Source organism: Nocardia sp. NBC_00508 (assembly GCF_036346875.1).
In the GTDB taxonomy this organism is placed as follows: Bacteria; Actinomycetota; Actinomycetes; order Mycobacteriales; family Mycobacteriaceae; genus Nocardia.
Window position 1 is genome coordinate 2,801,510 of record NZ_CP107852.1, and the last position, 17,266, is coordinate 2,818,775.

The 17,266-nt window shown below is 67.7% G+C and carries 16 protein-coding genes and 4 tRNA genes; 7 read left to right on the top strand and 13 right to left on the bottom strand.

The window, feature by feature from the left end; all coding sequences use genetic code 11:
• Positions 1-34: 34 nt before the first annotated feature.
• The 9 genes from rplK to OHA40_RS12315 form a co-directional block, all read right to left on the bottom strand.
• A complete protein-coding gene (rplK, locus tag OHA40_RS12275) occupies positions 35-469 on the bottom strand; it encodes a 50S ribosomal protein L11 (protein ID WP_330233177.1) in 435 nt (144 codons plus the stop codon).
• 95 nt (positions 470-564) lie between these two features.
• Positions 565-1,341, bottom strand: a complete 777-nt coding sequence (gene nusG, locus OHA40_RS12280; RefSeq protein ID WP_330234140.1) for a transcription termination/antitermination protein NusG — start codon at positions 1,339-1,341, stop codon at positions 565-567.
• A 119-nt stretch (positions 1,342-1,460) separates the two neighbouring features.
• The gene (gene secE, locus OHA40_RS12285) at positions 1,461-1,853 is read right to left on the bottom strand and encodes a preprotein translocase subunit SecE (RefSeq protein ID WP_330233178.1); all 393 of its coding nucleotides are present in this window, start codon (positions 1,851-1,853) and stop codon (positions 1,461-1,463) included.
• A gap of 31 nt (positions 1,854-1,884) precedes the next feature.
• A tRNA-Trp gene (locus OHA40_RS12290) sits at positions 1,885-1,957 on the bottom strand.
• Between the two features lie 223 nt (positions 1,958-2,180).
• Positions 2,181-3,242 (bottom strand): fused (3R)-hydroxyacyl-ACP dehydratase subunits HadA/HadB, encoded by a 1,062-nt coding sequence (locus OHA40_RS12295; RefSeq protein WP_330234141.1) that lies wholly within the window; start codon positions 3,240-3,242, stop codon positions 2,181-2,183.
• Between the two features lie 185 nt (positions 3,243-3,427).
• Entirely contained in the window at positions 3,428-3,598 is a 171-nt protein-coding gene (rpmG, locus tag OHA40_RS12300; protein ID WP_011211653.1) for a 50S ribosomal protein L33, read from the bottom strand.
• A 41-nt stretch (positions 3,599-3,639) separates the two neighbouring features.
• Positions 3,640-3,715, bottom strand: a tRNA-Met gene (locus OHA40_RS12305).
• An 81-nt stretch (positions 3,716-3,796) separates the two neighbouring features.
• Positions 3,797-3,869, bottom strand: a tRNA-Thr gene (locus OHA40_RS12310).
• A 426-nt stretch (positions 3,870-4,295) separates the two neighbouring features.
• Positions 4,296-4,378, bottom strand: a tRNA-Tyr gene (locus tag OHA40_RS12315).
• Positions 4,379-4,554: 176 nt separating this feature from the next.
• On the opposite strand from OHA40_RS12315, the gene OHA40_RS12320 reads away from it, so the two are divergent.
• A complete protein-coding gene (locus OHA40_RS12320; protein ID WP_330233179.1) occupies positions 4,555-5,046 on the top strand; it encodes a YajQ family cyclic di-GMP-binding protein in 492 nt (163 codons plus the stop codon).
• On the opposite strand, the gene OHA40_RS12325 is transcribed toward OHA40_RS12320, so the two are convergent.
• The 3 genes from OHA40_RS12325 to OHA40_RS12335 all read right to left on the bottom strand — a co-directional run bounded on the left by OHA40_RS12325 (position 5,037) and on the right by OHA40_RS12335 (position 7,987).
• Positions 5,037-5,282, bottom strand: a complete 246-nt coding sequence (locus OHA40_RS12325) for a hemerythrin domain-containing protein (protein ID WP_330233180.1) — start codon at positions 5,280-5,282, stop codon at positions 5,037-5,039. The two genes, OHA40_RS12320 and OHA40_RS12325, sit on opposite strands and share 10 nt — an antisense overlap.
• A gap of 147 nt (positions 5,283-5,429) precedes the next feature.
• Positions 5,430-6,305, bottom strand: coding sequence for a zinc metalloprotease HtpX (htpX, locus tag OHA40_RS12330; RefSeq protein ID WP_330233181.1), 876 nt, complete (start codon positions 6,303-6,305; stop codon positions 5,430-5,432).
• A gap of 638 nt (positions 6,306-6,943) precedes the next feature.
• Positions 6,944-7,987: a polyprenyl synthetase family protein gene (locus tag OHA40_RS12335; protein WP_330233182.1), complete on the bottom strand. Its 1,044-nt coding sequence runs from the start codon at positions 7,985-7,987 to the stop codon at positions 6,944-6,946.
• A gap of 188 nt (positions 7,988-8,175) precedes the next feature.
• Between OHA40_RS12335 and OHA40_RS12340 the strand changes: the two genes are divergently transcribed.
• Both OHA40_RS12340 and OHA40_RS12345 read left to right on the top strand, forming a co-directional pair.
• A complete protein-coding gene (locus tag OHA40_RS12340; RefSeq protein WP_330233183.1) occupies positions 8,176-9,447 on the top strand; it encodes a geranylgeranyl reductase family protein in 1,272 nt (423 codons plus the stop codon).
• A gap of 4 nt (positions 9,448-9,451) precedes the next feature.
• The gene (locus OHA40_RS12345) at positions 9,452-9,811 is read left to right on the top strand and encodes a VOC family protein (protein ID WP_330234142.1); all 360 of its coding nucleotides are present in this window, start codon (positions 9,452-9,454) and stop codon (positions 9,809-9,811) included.
• A 56-nt stretch (positions 9,812-9,867) separates the two neighbouring features.
• Here OHA40_RS12345 and OHA40_RS12350 read toward each other — a convergent pair whose 3' ends face one another.
• Complete coding sequence (locus tag OHA40_RS12350) at positions 9,868-10,374, bottom strand: DUF2505 domain-containing protein (RefSeq protein WP_330233184.1); 507 nt, start codon at positions 10,372-10,374, stop codon at positions 9,868-9,870.
• A 39-nt stretch (positions 10,375-10,413) separates the two neighbouring features.
• Here OHA40_RS12350 and OHA40_RS12355 point away from each other — a divergent pair, with 39 nt between their 5' ends.
• The 4 genes from OHA40_RS12355 to OHA40_RS12370 all read left to right on the top strand — a co-directional run bounded on the left by OHA40_RS12355 (position 10,414) and on the right by OHA40_RS12370 (position 17,230).
• Positions 10,414-10,869 (top strand): DUF3592 domain-containing protein, encoded by a 456-nt coding sequence (locus tag OHA40_RS12355; RefSeq protein WP_330233185.1) that lies wholly within the window; start codon positions 10,414-10,416, stop codon positions 10,867-10,869.
• 125 nt (positions 10,870-10,994) lie between these two features.
• Positions 10,995-12,137: a glycosyltransferase family 4 protein gene (locus tag OHA40_RS12360; RefSeq protein ID WP_330233186.1), complete on the top strand. Its 1,143-nt coding sequence runs from the start codon at positions 10,995-10,997 to the stop codon at positions 12,135-12,137.
• A gap of 134 nt (positions 12,138-12,271) precedes the next feature.
• Positions 12,272-12,916: a demethylmenaquinone methyltransferase gene (locus OHA40_RS12365; protein WP_442944040.1), complete on the top strand. Its 645-nt coding sequence runs from the start codon at positions 12,272-12,274 to the stop codon at positions 12,914-12,916.
• A 114-nt stretch (positions 12,917-13,030) separates the two neighbouring features.
• Positions 13,031-17,230 (top strand): bifunctional nitrate reductase/sulfite reductase flavoprotein subunit alpha, encoded by a 4,200-nt coding sequence (locus OHA40_RS12370; RefSeq protein WP_330233188.1) that lies wholly within the window; start codon positions 13,031-13,033, stop codon positions 17,228-17,230.
• Positions 17,231-17,266 lie beyond the last annotated feature (36 nt).

The following is a 17,266-nucleotide window of genomic DNA, read 5'->3' on the forward strand; positions in this document are numbered from 1 at the left end:
CCTGGCCGGCCCTCCCACCAGGGAGCGAGTGCGCTCAGCCCTCGACGGTGATGCCCATCGAACGCGCGGTACCCGCGATGATCTTCGCCGCCTGATCGATATCGTTGGCGTTCAGATCTTCCTGCTTGGTCTTGGCGATCTCGCGCACCTGCTCCATGGTCACCTTGGCAACCTTGTTGCGGTGCGGCTCGGCCGAGCCCTTCTGCACGCCCGCGGCCTTGAGCAGCAGCTTGGCGGCCGGCGGGGTCTTCAGCTTGAAGTCGAAGGACCGGTCCTCGTACACCGAGATCTCGACCGGGATGACGTTGCCACGCTGCGACTCGGTCGCGGCGTTGTACGCCTTGCAGAACTCCATGATGTTGACGCCGTGCTGACCGAGCGCGGGGCCGACCGGAGGGGCCGGGTTCGCCTGGCCGGCCTGGATCTGAAGCTTGATGATCCCGGCGAGCTTCTTCTTCTTGGGGGGCATCTTTCTTTCCTAGGTGTTTGGTGTCCTTGCTCTTTGCAAGTCTGGTGTTGCGATCCTCGACCGGGCAGACTCACCCCGCCGCTGACAGAACTGATCTAGATCTTCGCCACCTGGGTGAACGCCAACTCGACCGGGGTCTCGCGGCCGAAGATCGACACGAGCACCTTGAGCTTCTGCTGTTCGGCGTTGACCTCGGAGATACTGGCGGGCAGCGTCGCGAACGGCCCGTCCATCACCGTCACCGACTCGCCGACCTCGAAGTCGACCTCGATGACCGGCTTCGGCGCGACCTCGCCGCCCGCGGCCTCGGTGGTCGCAGCGGCGGCCGCGGCGGGCTTCTTCTGCTGCTGCGAGGCCGGGACGAGGAACTTCACCACGTCGTCGATCGACAGCGGCGAGGGGCGCGAGGTGGCGCCGACGAATCCGGTCACACCGGGGGTGTTGCGCACCGCGCCCCACGACTCGTCGTTGAGCTCCATCCGGACCAGGATGTAGCCGGGCAGCACCTTGCGGTTGACGTGCTTGCGCTGCCCGTTCTTGATCTCGGTGACCTCCTCGGTAGGTACCTCGACCTGGAAGATGTAGTCCTCCAGGTCCAGGTTCTGCACGCGGGTCTCGAGGTTGGCCTTCACCTTGTTCTCATAGCCCGCGTAGGAGTGGATGACGTACCACTCGCCGGGGGCGCGCCGCAGCGCTGCCTTCATCTCGGCGACCGGATCGGCGGGCTCGGCATCGACAGGGGCGGACTCAGCGGGCTCCGATTCCTCGACCGGGGACTCGTCGGTCGCGAACTCCTCGACAGAGTCGGTGGGCTCGGCCACCGCGTCGTCGGCCGGGAACTTGTCGTGTGTGTCGTTCTCCGGGGTGCTCACTGGGGCACTCGCTTCCTGTGTCGTCACGTACATCCTCTGCGTGCCGGGCCGGGCGCGCGGCGAAAGTGGTTCCGCCCGTGTCCGCCCCGGGATCGGCTAGTGGCGTCGGCGTCGTTCAGCTAGCCGAACAGCCAGTTGACACCCTTGATGAACGCCAGATCCAACCCGCTGATGAACGCGACCATGAAAATCACGAACACCAGAACAACGCTCGTATAGGTGACCATCTGCTTCCGGTTGGGCCAGATCACCTTGCGCAGTTCCGCGATGACCTCACGCAGGAACTTGATCAAACGCTTGAGCGGATTACCCGACTTGCGTTCGGCCCGATCGGTTGTCTTGGTTGCCTTCCGCGACGGACGGTCGAGCGTGGCGATCGCACCCGTGTCGGTCTGCGCGGATGACGCAGTGCGAGTCCGCCGGGCGGACCGCTTGCCGCTCGGCCGAGTCGCTGCGGCGGTGCCATCGCCTTCGTCGGCATGCGCGCCGCGGCGAGTGTCCCGCTCGTCCACGTCGATCCTCTCTCGTCGCTGGCATCCAGGGCAGGGGCGACAGGACTTGAACCTGCAACCTGCGGTTTTGGAGACCGCTGCTCTGCCAGTTGAGCTACGCCCCTTCGGTCGGACGGGGTGGTGTTGTCCAACCTCGCTTCGATGTTCAGTTATGTCCTGGTGTCACACAACACGCGCGCCACTCCGGCAGTTGCCGGCCCCGTCGGCGATCCGCAACGAACCGCCTGGAACCAGCCCTACAGAGCAGCGCGCAGCGGCTGGTGACCCCAGAAACCTGAGTGTACGTCACCGTGCGCGGCATTAGCCAGTCAGGGTCGGCCGACCAGGTCAGACCAGTTGCACCGTCGCGGTCGCGCGGCCGAAGATCTTCTTTCCCGCCGACTTCGCCACGATGGCCACAACCGCGGTCTTGGCCTGCGGATCGACCGACTTCACCTTACCGGTGTACTCGACCTCGGCGGCCTCGTCGGTACCCACATAGACCGGGCTGGTGAAGCGAACGTTGTACTCCTTGATCGCGCCGGGATCACCGAGCCATGAGGAGACGAAACCGCCGCCGAGGCCCATGGTCAGCATGCCGTGCGCGACGACGTTGTCCAGGCCGACCAGCTTCACGACCTCGTCGCTCCAGTGGATCGGATTGGCGTCGCCGGAGACGCCCGCGTAGTTCACCAAGTCGCCACGGGTGAGCCGGACAGTACGCGGAGGCAGCTCGTCGCCGACCGAGACGTCCTCGAAGCGGATGGCGTGCTTGATGCGCACCCCTTCCGGGGCGACCGGTGCGGGCGTCTGTGTCGCGTTTGCTGCACTGCGCGGGTGGTGTCCCGGCGCGTCCTCGCCGATGCCGTGCATGAGCACGTTGCGGACGGCGGCGTTGAGGTTCGGGTCGATGTCGGCACCGCTGCGGCCGACGAGAGTGGTGTAGGTGGTGAGCACCAGTTCGTCGTTCTGCGCGGTGACGATGTTCTTGGTCACGATGATGTCGCCGCCGAAGGCCTGCCGGAACGAATGCAGGTGGACGTCGCAGGTGAGCTGGTCGCCGACCTTGATCGGGCGGTGGAACTCCAGGATCTGGTCGGTCTGCATGATCTGGCTGAGGTCGTAACCGGTGACGACCTCTTCGAACAGCTTGCGTTGGGCCAGGATCCCGACCAGGGAGATGAACGTGATCGGCGCGAGCAGGTTGTCGTAGCCGTATTCCTGCGCCACGTCCTCGTCCCAGTGCACCGGGTGGTAGTCCTGCACGGCGCGTGCGTATTCCCGCACCTTCTCGCGGCCGACCTCGTAGTAGTCGTCGACGCGGTAGTGGTGACCGACCATCGCCGCGGCGTTGGCCGAGGGGTCGAGCGCCTCGCCCGCCTGGACCGCTTCGTCTGTACCGGTGTTGATTGTCACGGGAGGACTGTACCTATCTGACCCCGATGCCCCGGAGTCGGTGGAGCGCTCACCACCGCACCCACACCGTGAAAATGCGTCAGGGCCGGACTAATGTCCGGCCCTCGCGGTATCACGGCCCGAGATACCGGGATGCGACTCCCGGTGCCATTTCACGCGGTAGTTCACGCGTGCAGGAACTAGCGGGATTCGCGGTGCGCCCGGTGGGTGCCGCAGTTCGGGCAGAACTTCTTCAGTTCCAGCCGATCCGGATCGTTGCGCCGGTTCTTCTTGGTGATGTAGTTGCGGTGCTTGCACTGCTCGCAGGCCAAGGTGATCTTTGGCCGGACATCGGTGGACTTCGCGGCCACGATATGCCTTCTTTCCGGTACCTGATGGGCTTGATCGGTTGTGGTAGCGATGGCCGGACTTGAACCGGCGACACAACGATTATGAGTCGTTTGCTCTACCGACTGAGCTACACCGCCACGGCGTCGCATTGCCATGGTGCCAGCCCAACCCGCAACTACGGGAGCGATGCCGAGTCGGTCACCACCGGCAATCCGGCGAGCCCCCTAACGGAATCGAACCGTTGACCTTTTCCTTACCATGGAAACGCTCTGCCGACTGAGCTAAGGGGGCATGACTACTCCCGCACCGAGGCCCCAAACACACGACCCCAGTGCGGTGAAGTCTTGAACGAGGTTACACACTCACCGGTCTCACCACCAAACCGTGTGGTCAGGATGGTATTTTTGGCCGCGCGGGCGCGGCTGTGTTGGTCTGTCCAGCGCCTGCGGCGCTGGGTGTTCGCGTCGGTCCCAGCGAACGGCCGAGCAGCGAAAAGCGATCGACGATGCACGCCCGAGAGCCGAACATACGCAGCCAACCAATCACTGGCCTACCCACAACACAACCTGGACACCGCCGACCAAACGCAACCACTAGAAGGGGGGTCCGGGGGGCGAAGCCCCGCCGGGCGGGGCGTGGGGGTTGCACCCCCACAGGACATAACGAAGCGAGCCCTGTACGCGCTTTCTGCGTACAGGGCTCGCCTATCGAGCGGAGTGGCAGGTGTAGGATTCGAACCTACGTAGGCTTTCACCGACAGATTTACAGTCTGCTCCCATTGGCCGCTCGGGCAACCTGCCGTTCGCGCATTGTTTCTGCGCGCTGAGCAGAATACATCGAACCCGCACCCCGAATGCAAACCGGCTGGCTATCGGGCATGCGGCGCGACTAATCTCGGGCCTGCCGGGTAGAACTGACGATGGCCGGAAGCATCCGGTTCAGATGACTCGTCGTACCGTCAGAACAGGAGTGCAGCGTGGCTGATTCGTCTTTTGATGTGGTGAGCAAGGTCGACCGGCAGGAGGTCGACAACGCCCTGCATCAGGCGGAGAAGGAGCTGAACACCCGCTACGACTTCCGTGGTACCGGCGCGTCGATCGAATGGTCCGGCGAGGACAAGATCGTGCTCACCGCGGAGGCGGAGGAGCGGGTCAAGGCCGCGCTCGAGGTGTTCAAGGAGAAGCTGATCCGCCGGGACATCTCGCTGAAGGCGTTCGACGCCGGCGAGCCGGTGTCCTCCGGCAAGGTGTACAAGATCACCGGCTCGCTGGTGCAGGGCATCGACTCCGAGCATGCGAAGAAGATCTCGAAGAAGATCCGCGACGATGGTCCCAAAGGCGTGAAGGCGCAGATCCAGGGCGACGAGCTGCGAGTGAGCAGCAAGAAGCGCGACGATCTGCAGGCCGTCATCACCCTGCTGAAGGGCGATGATTTCGGGATCGCGCTGCAGTTCGTCAACTACCGCTGACCGCCAGGCCGCAGCGCGGCCGGGTCGGCCGCGTTCAGCGTTTCGACCAGGGTGTCTTCCTCGTAGTTGAAGTGGGTTTCCAATTCCGTTGCCAGGCGGTCGAATTCGGTGCGCAGCCGAGTCGCGTCGCCCGGTTCCACCGTCGCGAGCAGCGCGCGTAGCTCGGTCAGTGCCGCCGCTACCGCGCCGTGTTCGCGGTGCAGCCGCTCCAGCACCGGCGCGAGCTCGGGCCGCAACCGGGCCAGAGCGGGAAAGACGCCGTCCTCGTTGGTGTGGTGCTCGCCGCCGCGATGGCGACGATGGTGCGCCTGCGGTCGTCAGGGTCCGCGCCGCGCTCGAGCACACCTTGTCGGCTGAGTTCGCCCGCCCGCCGCGCGGGGACGTCAGTACCGGCGTGGGCCGCCCGCCATCTCCTCGAGCCGGGCGATGCGTTCGGTCATCGGAGGGTGGGTGGAGAACCAGCGCGCCGCCCGCTCACCAGGACGGAACGGGTTGGCGATCATCAGGTGCGACTGCGACGCCAACCGGGGTTCCGGTGGCAGCGGGGCACTGTGGACACCGCGCTCTATCTTGCGCAGGGCGGAGGCGAGGGCCAGCGGGTCGCCGGTGAGCTCGGCCCCGGACTGGTCGGCCTGGAATTCGCGCGAACGAGAAACGGCCAGTTTGATCAGGGTGGCGGCGATCGGACCGAGCAGCGATACCAGCAGCACACCCAGCAGGTTCGGGCCCCCGCCATTGCGATTGCCGCCGAACATGGAGGCGAAGAAGGCCAGATTGGCCAGACCCGAGATGACCGCCGCGAGCGCGCCCGCGACCGAGGAGATCAGAATGTCGCGGTTGTAGACGTGGGAGAGCTCGTGGCCGAGCACGGCGCGCAATTCCCGCTCGTCCAGAATCTGCAGGATGCCGCTGGTGCAGCAGACCGCGGCATGCCGCGGACTTCGTCCGGTGGCGAATGCGTTGGGCGCGTTCGTCGGGCTGATGTACAGCCGTGGCATCGGCTGGCGGGCGGTGGTGGCAAGCTCGCGCACGATGCGGTACATGACCGGCGCCTCCAGTTCGCTGACCGGCTGCGCGTGCATCGCCTTCAACGCGATCTTGTCGCTGCTGAAGTACGCGTACGCGTTCATACCGACCGCGAGCAGGATCGCGATGACCAGGATGGTCGGGCTGCGGAACAGCGCACCTGCGAACACGATCAAGGCCGAGAGGCCCACCATCAGCCCGAAGGTCTTCAGTCCGTTCGCATAGCTGTGCATGTGCTGACCCGCCTCCCTCTCCCGCCTCTCCGAGTCTTTAGGCCGTACCAGTCGGGTGACCCGAGGTTTGCGTTCAGGGCCTGCGTTGGGTGCCGCTCGAGTTCTGGGCGTACCCGGCGAGTTACCCATGTGCTCATGAAATCAGCTGTCACGTCCGCCTCGACTCTGATCGGCGTCACCATTTCGTCGATTGCGTTGCACAAGGTCAACGGTTGGAGCCCGAATAGAGGTTCCCGACCGACGGGATAGTTTGCTGTGGTGTGTCGCATGCCACGGGATGCGACGCTCTCCCTGACGACGCGCCGCAGGTACCGCCTGCACGACGCCGTCACCGCCCAAGTACCACCGAACAGGTATCCATCGGATCCGCGAAGCCACGGCTGGCCGTGCCCGAAGACCGGATCCCCGCGCAGCAGAGCTCATCCGCCCGAAGCACCGCTGGACACCGCCTTTGCTTCGCCACGCAACCACTCCGGCCCCACCCCCGCTTTCGAGCGCAGCGAGACCGAGCATTCCCCGTTCGCGGCCCGGCTCGCGTCCGAGCGGCCGCCGCGTCCGCGACGAAGTCGCCAGCGGCGGTCGCTCGGACGCGAGCCACAAAGGGGCCGCGAACCCGCCGCGCCCGCGCGGCCAAAAACTCAGCCGACGCGTTCGATGGTGTAGCGGACCAACCGCTCGAGTGCGTCGTTGGCGGGGCCGTCGGGCAGTGCGGACAACTCGGTGTGGGCGAGATCGGCGTAGCCCTGGAGCTTTTCCTTGGCCAGCACCATGCCGCGGGAACGGGCGAGGAGGTCGAGCGCCTCCGCGACCTCCTCGTCGGTTTCCAGCGGGCGGGCGAGCAGCTTGCGCAGGTGGTCGCCGTCGGCGCCCTCTTCGCGCAGCGCGTACAGCACGGGCAGGGTGTGCACGCCTTCGCGCAGGTCGGTGCCGGGCGTTTTGCCGGACTGCTCGGAGGCCGAGGAGATGTCGATGATGTCGTCGGAGATCTGGAAGGCGGTGCCGACCGCGTCGCCGAGGCGAGCGAGTCGCTCGACGTGCTCAGGGTCGGCGCCGGAGAAGGTGCCGCCGAAGCGTCCGGCGGCGGCGATGAGCGAACCCGTCTTCTCCCACACCACGCGCAGGTAGTGCTCGACCGGGTCCTGGGACTCGCGGGCGCCCATGGTCTCGCGCATTTGACCGGTGACGAGTTCTGCGAAAGTCTCGGCGATGATGCGGACGGCATCGGGACCGAGGGTGGAGGTGAGCCGGGAGGCGTGCGCGAAAAGGTAGTCGCCCGCGAGGATGGCGATGTTGTTGCCCCACCGTGAGTTCACGCTCGGCGCGCCGCGGCGCATCGGGGCCTCGTCCATGACGTCGTCGTGATACAGCGTGGCCAGATGCACCAGCTCGACCACGGTGCCCGCGGTGATCAAGTCGGGATCCGTCGGACGCGGCCCGAGCTGACCGGTGAGGATGGTGAACAGCGGCCGGAACCGCTTGCCGCCCGCCCTGGCCAGGTGCAGCGCGGCTTCCTGGAGGAATTCCGCACCGTCGGACAACTCGTCGACCAGGAGCTTTTCGACCTTCTCCAGGCCGCCGCGCACCGTCGCGGCGAGCTGGTCGTCGCCGAGATCGACCCCGGCCACCACCGTGCTCACGGCGCCGCCGTGCGCGTCCATGATTCGCTCGCTGCGCTCACTCATGGCCGATCTGCTCATTTCTTCTCCCAGCGATGCGTCCGACCCCACGGTAGAGAACCTAGCGTGTCCCCGGCCGATGGCCCATGAACACCGTCACTCTGCGATGTATCAGTCCTGTCGCCGTTCATTGTGATCGGGCCGAGCTCGACCGCCGTCGACAGGAACGAGACGGCCCTGCGAGTATGGAGCGCATGGGTTCACCGGAAGTGACTCCCGCGGGCGGCGACGAAGACGTGTTGCCCAGCCGGGCCGAGGTGCTGGTCGTCGGTGCGGGCCCGGCGGGCTCGGCGTCCGCCGCTTGGGCGGCCAGGGCGGGACGGGACGTGGTGCTCATCGACTCCGCCGTGTTTCCCAGGGACAAGACCTGCGGTGACGGACTTACTCCGCGCGCGACCGCGGAGCTGGAGCAGCTCGGCCTCGGCGCGTGGGTGCGCGCGCACACCGTCAACCACGGTCTCCGGATGGCCGGTTTCGGACGCGAGGCACTGCTGAGCTGGCCCGGCGGTTCCTTCCCGACCTACGGAAGCGCCGTTCCGCGAACCGAACTCGATGACAAGCTGCGCGAGACGGCGGTGAAGTCCGGCGCGCGCATGGTGGACGGAACGAAGGTGGTCGACGTCACCCGCGAGGGCGATCGGGTCAGCGGCGTGACGGTGCGCACGGCTGACGGCACCCGGACGATCACCTGCCGGACGCTGGTGGTCGCGGACGGAGTGCGCTCGCCGATCGGGCGCCTGCTCGGCCGCACTTGGCACCGGCAGTTCGCCTACGGCACCGCGGCGCGGGCCTACATCAAGTCCGGCCGCAGCGACGACCAGTGGATCACCTCGCATCTGGAGTTGCGCGACGCCTCCGGTGCGCTCGTTCCCGGCTACGGCTGGGTGTTCCCGCTCGGCAATGGCGAGGTGAACATCGGCGTCGGGTCGCTCGCCACGGAGCGGCGGCCTTCGCACATCGCGCTGAAACCCCTTCTGGCGCACTACACCGCGTTGCGCAGCGAGGAATGGCAATTCGAGGGCTCGCTGCGCGCGGTGGCCTCGGCCCTGCTCCCGATGGGCGGCGCGGTCTCGAACGTCGCGGGACGCAACTGGGTACTGGTCGGCGACGCCGCGGGCTGCGTGAACCCGCTCAACGGCGAAGGCATCGACTACGGCCTGGAAGGCGGCCATATGCTGGCCGACCTGCTGGACGAGCCCGATCTCACCACGATCTGGCCGCGGCTGCTGCGCACACGTTATGGGCGCACCTTCTCGGTCGCGCGCCGGATCGCGGGTCTGGCCACCCATCCGCGGATGGTTCCGCTCGGCGGCCCTCCGGTGATGCGCTCGAAGTACCTGCAGCGCACGGCGGTTCGCGTGATGGGCAACCTGGTCACCGACGAGGACGTCGACCTGACCGCGCGGGCTTGGCGGCTGGCGGGCCGGACGTCCCTGCGCTTCGACGAACGACAGCCGTTCGCCTAGGTACATCGACAAGCTCGGATTCATCGAGACCGCTGACGTCACGATGGGTGACAACGGCTTCCGGTGGGTCACGGTCGCGCATCCCGCACACCGGGAGCTGGAGATCACGCTGATGCTCCCCGGACCGCCGCTGGAAAGCACTACGCCGACGCCGTCCGGCGCGTTGGCGAACGGCACGCACGGCTCGCTCGGTCTGCGCACCGAGAACTGCCAGAAGTCCTTCGAGGAACGCACCGGCAAAGGCGTGGAGTTCGTTCAACCGCCCGCCGAGCGGCTCTATAGGACCGAGGCGATCATTCGAGACAATTCCGGGAACTGGCTGGTCCTCGTGGAACCCAAGGAGTACTCCCCGGACTTCGCGTAGCACCTGCCCAGGACGTTGCCCCGGCTCGCGCTGGGGCAAACAACGGACCGGATTCGTCAGCCAGTCGGCTCGGCGGTCAGCCACTCCTCGATGAATTTGCGCTCGCTGTTGAGCACGCGGTGGTGCAACTGTTCGGCGAGCGGCTCGATGGCGCCGCCGACCAGGGGCACCTTCACCCGCACCGTCCCGGCCACCTCGATCTCGGAACCTTCCGCGGTGGAACGTATTTCGTAGGTCCCCGACATGGCGGTGTTGATACCGCTGGTACCTGCCTCGAAAGTGCCCTTGGCGACCTCACCGGCGAGGGGCTGCCAGTTGTCGGTGCGGGAGAAGGTGAGCTCGCTCTTGAGCACCTTGCGCACCAGCGCGGGAATCTTGTCCTCCGCGGCTCTTTCGGTCATGTGGACGCGGATGGTGCCCGCGCCGTCGGGATGCGACACCTGCAGCGTCGCGGTCGGCGCGTCGGCGAAGCGGGCCTGCCAGACGTCATCGGTGGTTATTGCCCGGTGGAGATCTTCGACCGGGACGGTGTAGGGCACGGTGAAGCTGAATTTTCGGGACATGGCCGCCACCGTATCCGAGCCGGTCGGTAGCCTGTGGCGGTGTCGGAAACCAGCCAGTCCACCAGGCGGCCGATCCGCCTGCGGCGGGCCAGGATAGGCGTGCTGATCGCCGCGACGGCGGTCAGCGTGCTCGTCGGGCTGTTGGTGCTGGCCGCGTGGCGCAACGACTACCTGATCAGCTCCGACAAAGGCAGCACCACCGCCGAGGTGCTCTCGGCGGGGAAGCTGCGCTCGGCCGTAATGTACGTCACACCGGATGGCGAGACGCACAATCCGAAGGTCGGCGTGCTGTATCCGACCAACCTCACCGCGGGCGAGCGCATCCGCGTGGAGTACAGCCGCAGCGACCCAGACCTGGTACGCGTGGAGGGCCGCGACGTGCGCGTCGCGATTCCTCCCGCGTTGTCGGTCATCGTGGTGGTCTGGCTGCTCGCGCTGCCGACGTTGTGGCTGCTGCACCGCGCGAGCGGGCGCAGGCCGACGCCGGTCGGCTGAGTCCTCCGGTGTGGCCGGCCGAGGGCTGTTGCCGGCGACTTGCGGCCCCGACAGTTCGCCGGAACTTTCCATGCGCTTCACTTCGGCGTGACGGCGCGGCGCGGTGCAGCGGTCAGGCTGGGGGCGTGCGAGTAGCGATCGTCGCGGAGTCGTTTCTGCCGAATATGAACGGCGTCGTCAACTCCGTGCTGCGGGTGCTGGATCACCTGGACCGGCACGGACACGACGCACTGATCATCGCGCCGGACACCACGCGGGGGCTACCCGCCGCACCGCGCAGCTACGAACGGTTCCCGGTCCACCGGGTGCCGGCGGTCATGGTTCCGAAGGTCAGTTCGCTGCCCGTCGGCCTGCCGCAGCCGGGCATCGTCTCGGCGATCGACGACTTCGACGCCGACGTGGTCCATCTGGCCTCGCCGTTCCTGCTCGGGGCGGGCGGCCTCGGCGCGGCGCTGCGTCTGGACCTGCCGACTGTGGCGGTGTACCAGACCGACGTCGCCGGTTTCGCGAAGAGCTATGGGCTCGGGCTGGCGAGCCGGGCGGCCTGGGGATGGACCCGGCGCATCCACGAGGGCGCCACCCGCACCCTCGCCCCTTCCCGGGCCGCGGCAGAGGACCTGGTCAGACACGGTATCCCCCGCGTGCACCGGTGGGGCCGCGGTGTCGATATCGCACGCTTCACGCCGAGCGCCCGATCCGCCGCGTTGCGCGACGCCTGGCTCTGTGGGCGAGAGCGGCTGCTGGTCGGTTTCGTGGGGCGGCTCGCGCCGGAGAAGCACGTCGAGCGGCTCGCGGTGCTCGCCGCCGACCCGGACATCCAGCTGGTGATCGTCGGCGACGGGCCGGAGCGCCAGCGGCTTGCCCGGATGATGCCGACCGCGGTGTTCACGGGCGAGCTGGGCGGCGACGAGCTGGCCCAGGCGTACGCCAGCCTGGACGTGATGGTGCACGCGGGCGAGCATGAGACGTTCTGCCAGGGCGTGCAGGAGGCGCTGGCGTCGGGCGTACCGGTGATCGGTCCGGACGCGGGCGGTCCGCGTGATCTGATCGCGCACTGTCGCAACGGCTACCTCCTTCCGGTGGATCGGTTCGGCGAACTGTTGCCCAGCGCTGTGGGAGCGCTGCACGATCCGGCGCTGCGGACCCGGTTCGCGAACGCGGCACGGAAGTCGGTGCTTTCACGCACTTGGCCCGCTATCTGCGGTCAGCTGATGGGTCACTACGCCGAGGTGACCGGGACGCGGATCCGCTTGCCGCATACGGCTTGAGACCGCGATCGGACGTGACGGACGTATCGTCGTGGCTTGCTCGTTCGTGCCGGGCCGCGGGCTAGGGTCGTGGCGTGGCGAAAACGCAATCGAACCGGGCCTCGTTGGACAAACAGCCGCGTGAGGTCGCGTCGATGTTCGACGGCGTCGCCCGGCGATACGACCTGACCAACACGGTGATTTCCGCGGGGCAGGATCGCTACTGGCGCTGGGCGACCCGTAAAGCGCTCGCGTTGCGACCGGGCGAGCGGCTGCTCGATCTCGCGGCCGGGACCGGCGTTTCCACCCTGGAGCTGCGGAAATCCGGCGCGTGGTGCCTCGCGGCCGACTTCTCCAAGGGCATGCTCGACGCGGGCCGGTTCCGGGGCGTGCCCATGGTGGCGGCCGACGCGATGGCGCTGCCGTTCGCCGACAACTCCTTCGACGCGGTGACCATCTCGTTCGGGCTGCGCAACGTCGCGGACACCGACGTCGCGCTGCGGGAAATGCTGCGGGTGACCAAGCCGGGCGGAAGGCTGGTGGTGTGTGAGTTCTCCACGCCCGTCGTCCCGGTGTTCCGCACGCTGTACCTGGAGTACCTGATGAAGGCGCTGCCCAAGGTGGCGCGTGTGGTGAGCAGCAATCCGGACGCGTACGTCTACCTCGCCGAATCCATCCCGGACTGGCCGAACCAGCGCAGGCTGGCGATGCGGATCGCGGCCGATGGGTGGTCGTCGGTGAAGTGGCGTAACCTCACCGGCGGCGTCGTCGCCCTGCATCGCGCGTACAAACTCGGCTGAGCCGGAGACCCCGATCACACCTCACCGCCGGATTTCGGCGCGGTGAGGAGGAATGTCACCTGCCGATAACGCGGGGTAAATCCGGCGCAATCGGCGGTCCGCATGATCGAAGGCATGTCTGACGCAGTGACCGGCCGCAGCGACGGCATCGCCCGAACGGCGTGCTCGTACTGCGGCGTCGGCTGCGGGATAACGGTGCAGACCAGCTCCGATGCCGCGGGCAACCCGGTGATCGCCAAGGTCAGCGGCGATAAGCTGCACCCGGCGAGCGCGGGGCGGCTGTGCACGAAGGGTGCGACGCACGCGGAGATGATGCAGTCCTCCGGTCGGATGGAGACCGCCTACCGGCGCTCGGAGCGTGGCCAGGTCCCGGTTCCGTTTCCCGTCGACGAGGCCGTGCACGAGGCGGCCACCCAGTTGCGGACGATCCTGGACGAGCACGGCCCGGACGCGATCGCCCTGTACGTCTCGGGGCAGATGTCGCTGGAGGCGCAATACCTCGCGACCAAGCTCGCCAAGGGTTATCTGCGCACCGTGCACATCGAGGCGAATTCGCGACTGTGCATGGCCAGCGCGGGGACCGGGTACAAGCAGTCACTCGGCGCGGACGGGCCGCCCGGCTCCTACGACGATATCGAGCACGCCGATCTGTTCTTCGTGATCGGCGCGAACATGGCCGACTGCCATCCGATTCTCTACCTGCGCATGGCCGACCGGCTCAAGGCGGGTGCGAAGCTCATCGTGGTCGACCCCCGCCGCACCGACACGGCCGCGCGTGCCGACCTATTCCTCCAGATCGCTCCCGGCACCGACCTCGCGCTGCTGAACGGGCTGCTGCACCTGCTCGTCGACAACGGCGACATCGACGCCGACTTCATCGCCGAACACACCGAGGGCTGGGACGCGATGCCTGAGTTCCTGGCCGACTACCCGCCGGCGCGGGTCGCCGAGATCACCGGACTCGCCGAAGCCGACATCCGCACCGCCGCGCAGTGGATCGGCGCGGCGGGTGAGTGGATGTCGCTGTGGACGATGGGCCTCAACCAATCCACGCACGGCACGTGGAACACCAACGCCCTGTGCAATCTGCACCTGGCCACCGGCGCCATCTGCCGTCCCGGCAGCGGGCCGTTCTCGCTCACCGGCCAGCCGAACGCGATGGGCGGGCGCGAAATGGGCTACATGGGGCCCGGTCTGCCCGGTCAACGCAGCGTGCTCTCCGCCGAGGACCGCACGTTCGTGGAAACCGAGTGGGGCCTCGAAGCCGGCTCGCTGCGTACCGAGGCCGGGCCGGGCACCGTCGAGATGTTCGGCGGTCTGGCCGAGGGATCGATCAAGGCGGCGTGGATCATCTGCACCAATCCGGTCGCCACCGTGTCGAACCGCAAGACGGTGATCGCGGGCCTGGAGGCCGCCGACCTGGTGATTGCCCAGGACGCCTACACGGAGACCGCGACCAACGCCTACGCCGATCTGCTGCTGCCTGCGACGCTGTGGGCGGAAGCCGATGCAGTGATGGTGAATTCCGAACGCAATCTCACCCTGCTCCAGCAGTCGGTCCCGCCCACCGGCGACGCGCGGCCGGACTGGCGGCTGATCGCCGACATCGCCACCGCGATGGGCTTCCCCGGCTTCGACTTCGCCTCCAGCGCCGAGATTTTCGAAGAGATCAAGCGGTTTGCGAATCCCGCCACCGGCTACGACCTGCGCGGCGTGAGCTACGAGGCGCTGCGCGATGGCCCGATGCAGTGGCCGTGCGCGCAGCCCGAGCGCAGGCGCAATCCGATCCGGTACCGCAACGACGGGGTCAGCCAGACGCTGTTCGTCGACGAGAACGGCCATCAGCCCCGGCTCGCCTTCGCCACGCCGAGCCGCCGCGCGGTGTTCTGGCCGCGGCCGCACATGCTGCCGCGGGAGATGCCGGACGACGACTACCCGTTCCTGCTCAACACCGGCCGCCTGCAGCACCAGTGGCACACGATGACCAAGACCGGCAAGATCGACAAGCTGACCAAGCTGAACGGCGCACCGTTCGTCGAAGTGCATCCGGCCGACGCCGAGCGCCTCGGCCTGCGCAGAGGCGACCAGCTCGAGATCGCCTCGCGCCGCGGCCGGGCCGTACTGCCGGTACAGGTCAGCGACCGGGTTCGCCAGGGCGATTGCTTCGTGCCGTTCCATTGGAACGACGAGCAGGGCGAATACCTGACCATCAACGCGGTCACCAACGACGCGGTCGACCCGGCGTCGCTGCAACCGGAGTTCAAGGCGTGCGCGGTTGCGTTGCGCCGGGTCGCCGCCGTGCCGCAACCGGAGACGCCCGCCGCGCTGCCCACCATGGATTCGGCGCACCCGCTGGCGGCCGTGCTCGGGCTCGACAGCGGCACCGCACCCACGCTCAGTGAGATCGAGCGGATCTACCTCAGCGGCTATCTGGCCGCGCTGCAAGCACTTCCGGTGACCGGGCAGCCGGTGCTTCCGGAGGCGGCGCCGATGTCCACGCAGAGCCGGCTGTGGGTCGACGGCCTGCTCGCCGGTATGTACTCGCGCGACACGGCAGTTCCGGTGACCGCGCCGAGCACGGGTGACGTCGCGCGCGCGATCACTGTGCTGTGGGCTTCGCAGACCGGCACCGCCGAGGAATTCGCCGCCAAGGCCGCTGCTCGCCTGGCCGAGGGCGGCTTCGCGCCGCGGCTGCTGGACCTGGATTCCTGCGACGTCGGCGCGATCAGCGGCGACGTATTGGTGGTCAGCAGCACGTTCGGCGACGGCGGACCGCCGGACAACGGAACCGATTTCTGGGATCGGCTGGCCGAGAGCCCCGTGCGGCTGACCGGTGTGCGGTACGCGGTATTCGCTCTCGGTGACTCGTCCTACGACGACTTCTGCGGCTACGGCCGCAAACTCGACCGGAAGCTGGCCGACCTGGGCGCGACGCGGCTGCTCCCCCGCGTCGACAGCGAACCCGACTACCAGGACGCCGCCGAACGCTGGCTCGATGACGTGCTCGCCGTGCTCGGTGACGGGCCGTCCGGCGAGCCCGGCCCCCCCTTCGATCTTCCGATACGCGCCGGAAACGGCTCACTGGGCACGGTAACCCGCGGTGGTGCGGTAGCCACGATGGAACGGCCGACCGCAGCGCCGGCACTCGGCCGCGCGCGCACCGCGCCCGCGCCGTTCACCCGCAGCGCGCCGCTGCGCGCGCCACTGCTGCGCAACGAGTTGTTGTCGGCGGGAGATTCGCCCAAAGAGGTGCGCCGGTTCGGGTTCGCTCTGCGCGGTCTCGACGCCGGATACGAGGTGGGCGATTCACTGGGCGTTTGGCCGGTGAACTGCACCTCGCTGGTCACCGAATGGCTGACCGCCACCGGTCTGGACGGTCGCCGTGTCGTCGAGATCGACGACCGTGAACTACCGCTCGCCGAGGCGCTACAAACGCACTACGACATCACCAAGGTCAGCCAAGACCTGCTCGGCTTCCTCGCCGAGCGCAATCACAGCGGCAAGCTCGCCAAGCTGCTGCGCAGGGACAATCGCAACGAGCTGGCCGGCTACCTGTGGGACCGGCATGTGGTCGATGTGCTGCGCGATTTTCCGGTACGGGCGGATCTGGTGGAGTGGTTGGGCACGCTGAAGAAGCTGCAGCCGCGGCAGTATTCGATCTCGTCGAGCCCGCTGGTCAGCCCGGATGAGGTGGAGCTGACCGTCGGCATCGTCCGCTACGGCGACCCCGCGGCCACCGGCTCGGCCGCGCGGCGCGGCGGGGTGTGCTCGACCTTCCTGGCCGACCGGGCGGGCGCCGAGTTCGCCGACGCGGCGGTGCCGATCTTCCTACAGCGGGCGCCACATTTCCGTCCGCCCACCGACCCGACAACACCGATGATCATGGTGGGGCCGGGCACCGGCATCGCGCCGTTCCGTGGGTTCCTCCAGGAGCGCAGGGCCCTCGGCTGCACCGGGCGCAACTGGTTGTTCTTCGGCGATCAGCACGCGGCACACAACTTCTACTACCGCGCCGAGCTGGAGGACATGTTCCGCTCCGGCTTCCTGACCCGGCTCGACCTGGCCTTCTCCCGCGACCAGCGCGAGCGGATCTACGTGCAGCACCGCATGATCGAGCACGGCGCCGAGTTGTGGTCCTGGCTACGCGAGGGCGCCCACTTCTACGTCTGCGGCGACGCCAGCCGCATGGCGAAGGACGTCGACGATGCGCTGCTGCGGATCGCCCGCGTCCACGGCAAGCTCGACGAGGCCGGCGCGCTGGCCTTCAAGAAGCAGCTGGTCGCCGAAAAGCGTTACGTCCGCGACGTTTACTGAGCCGGTAGCGGCGGCGCACAGGCCACTGCGTCATGC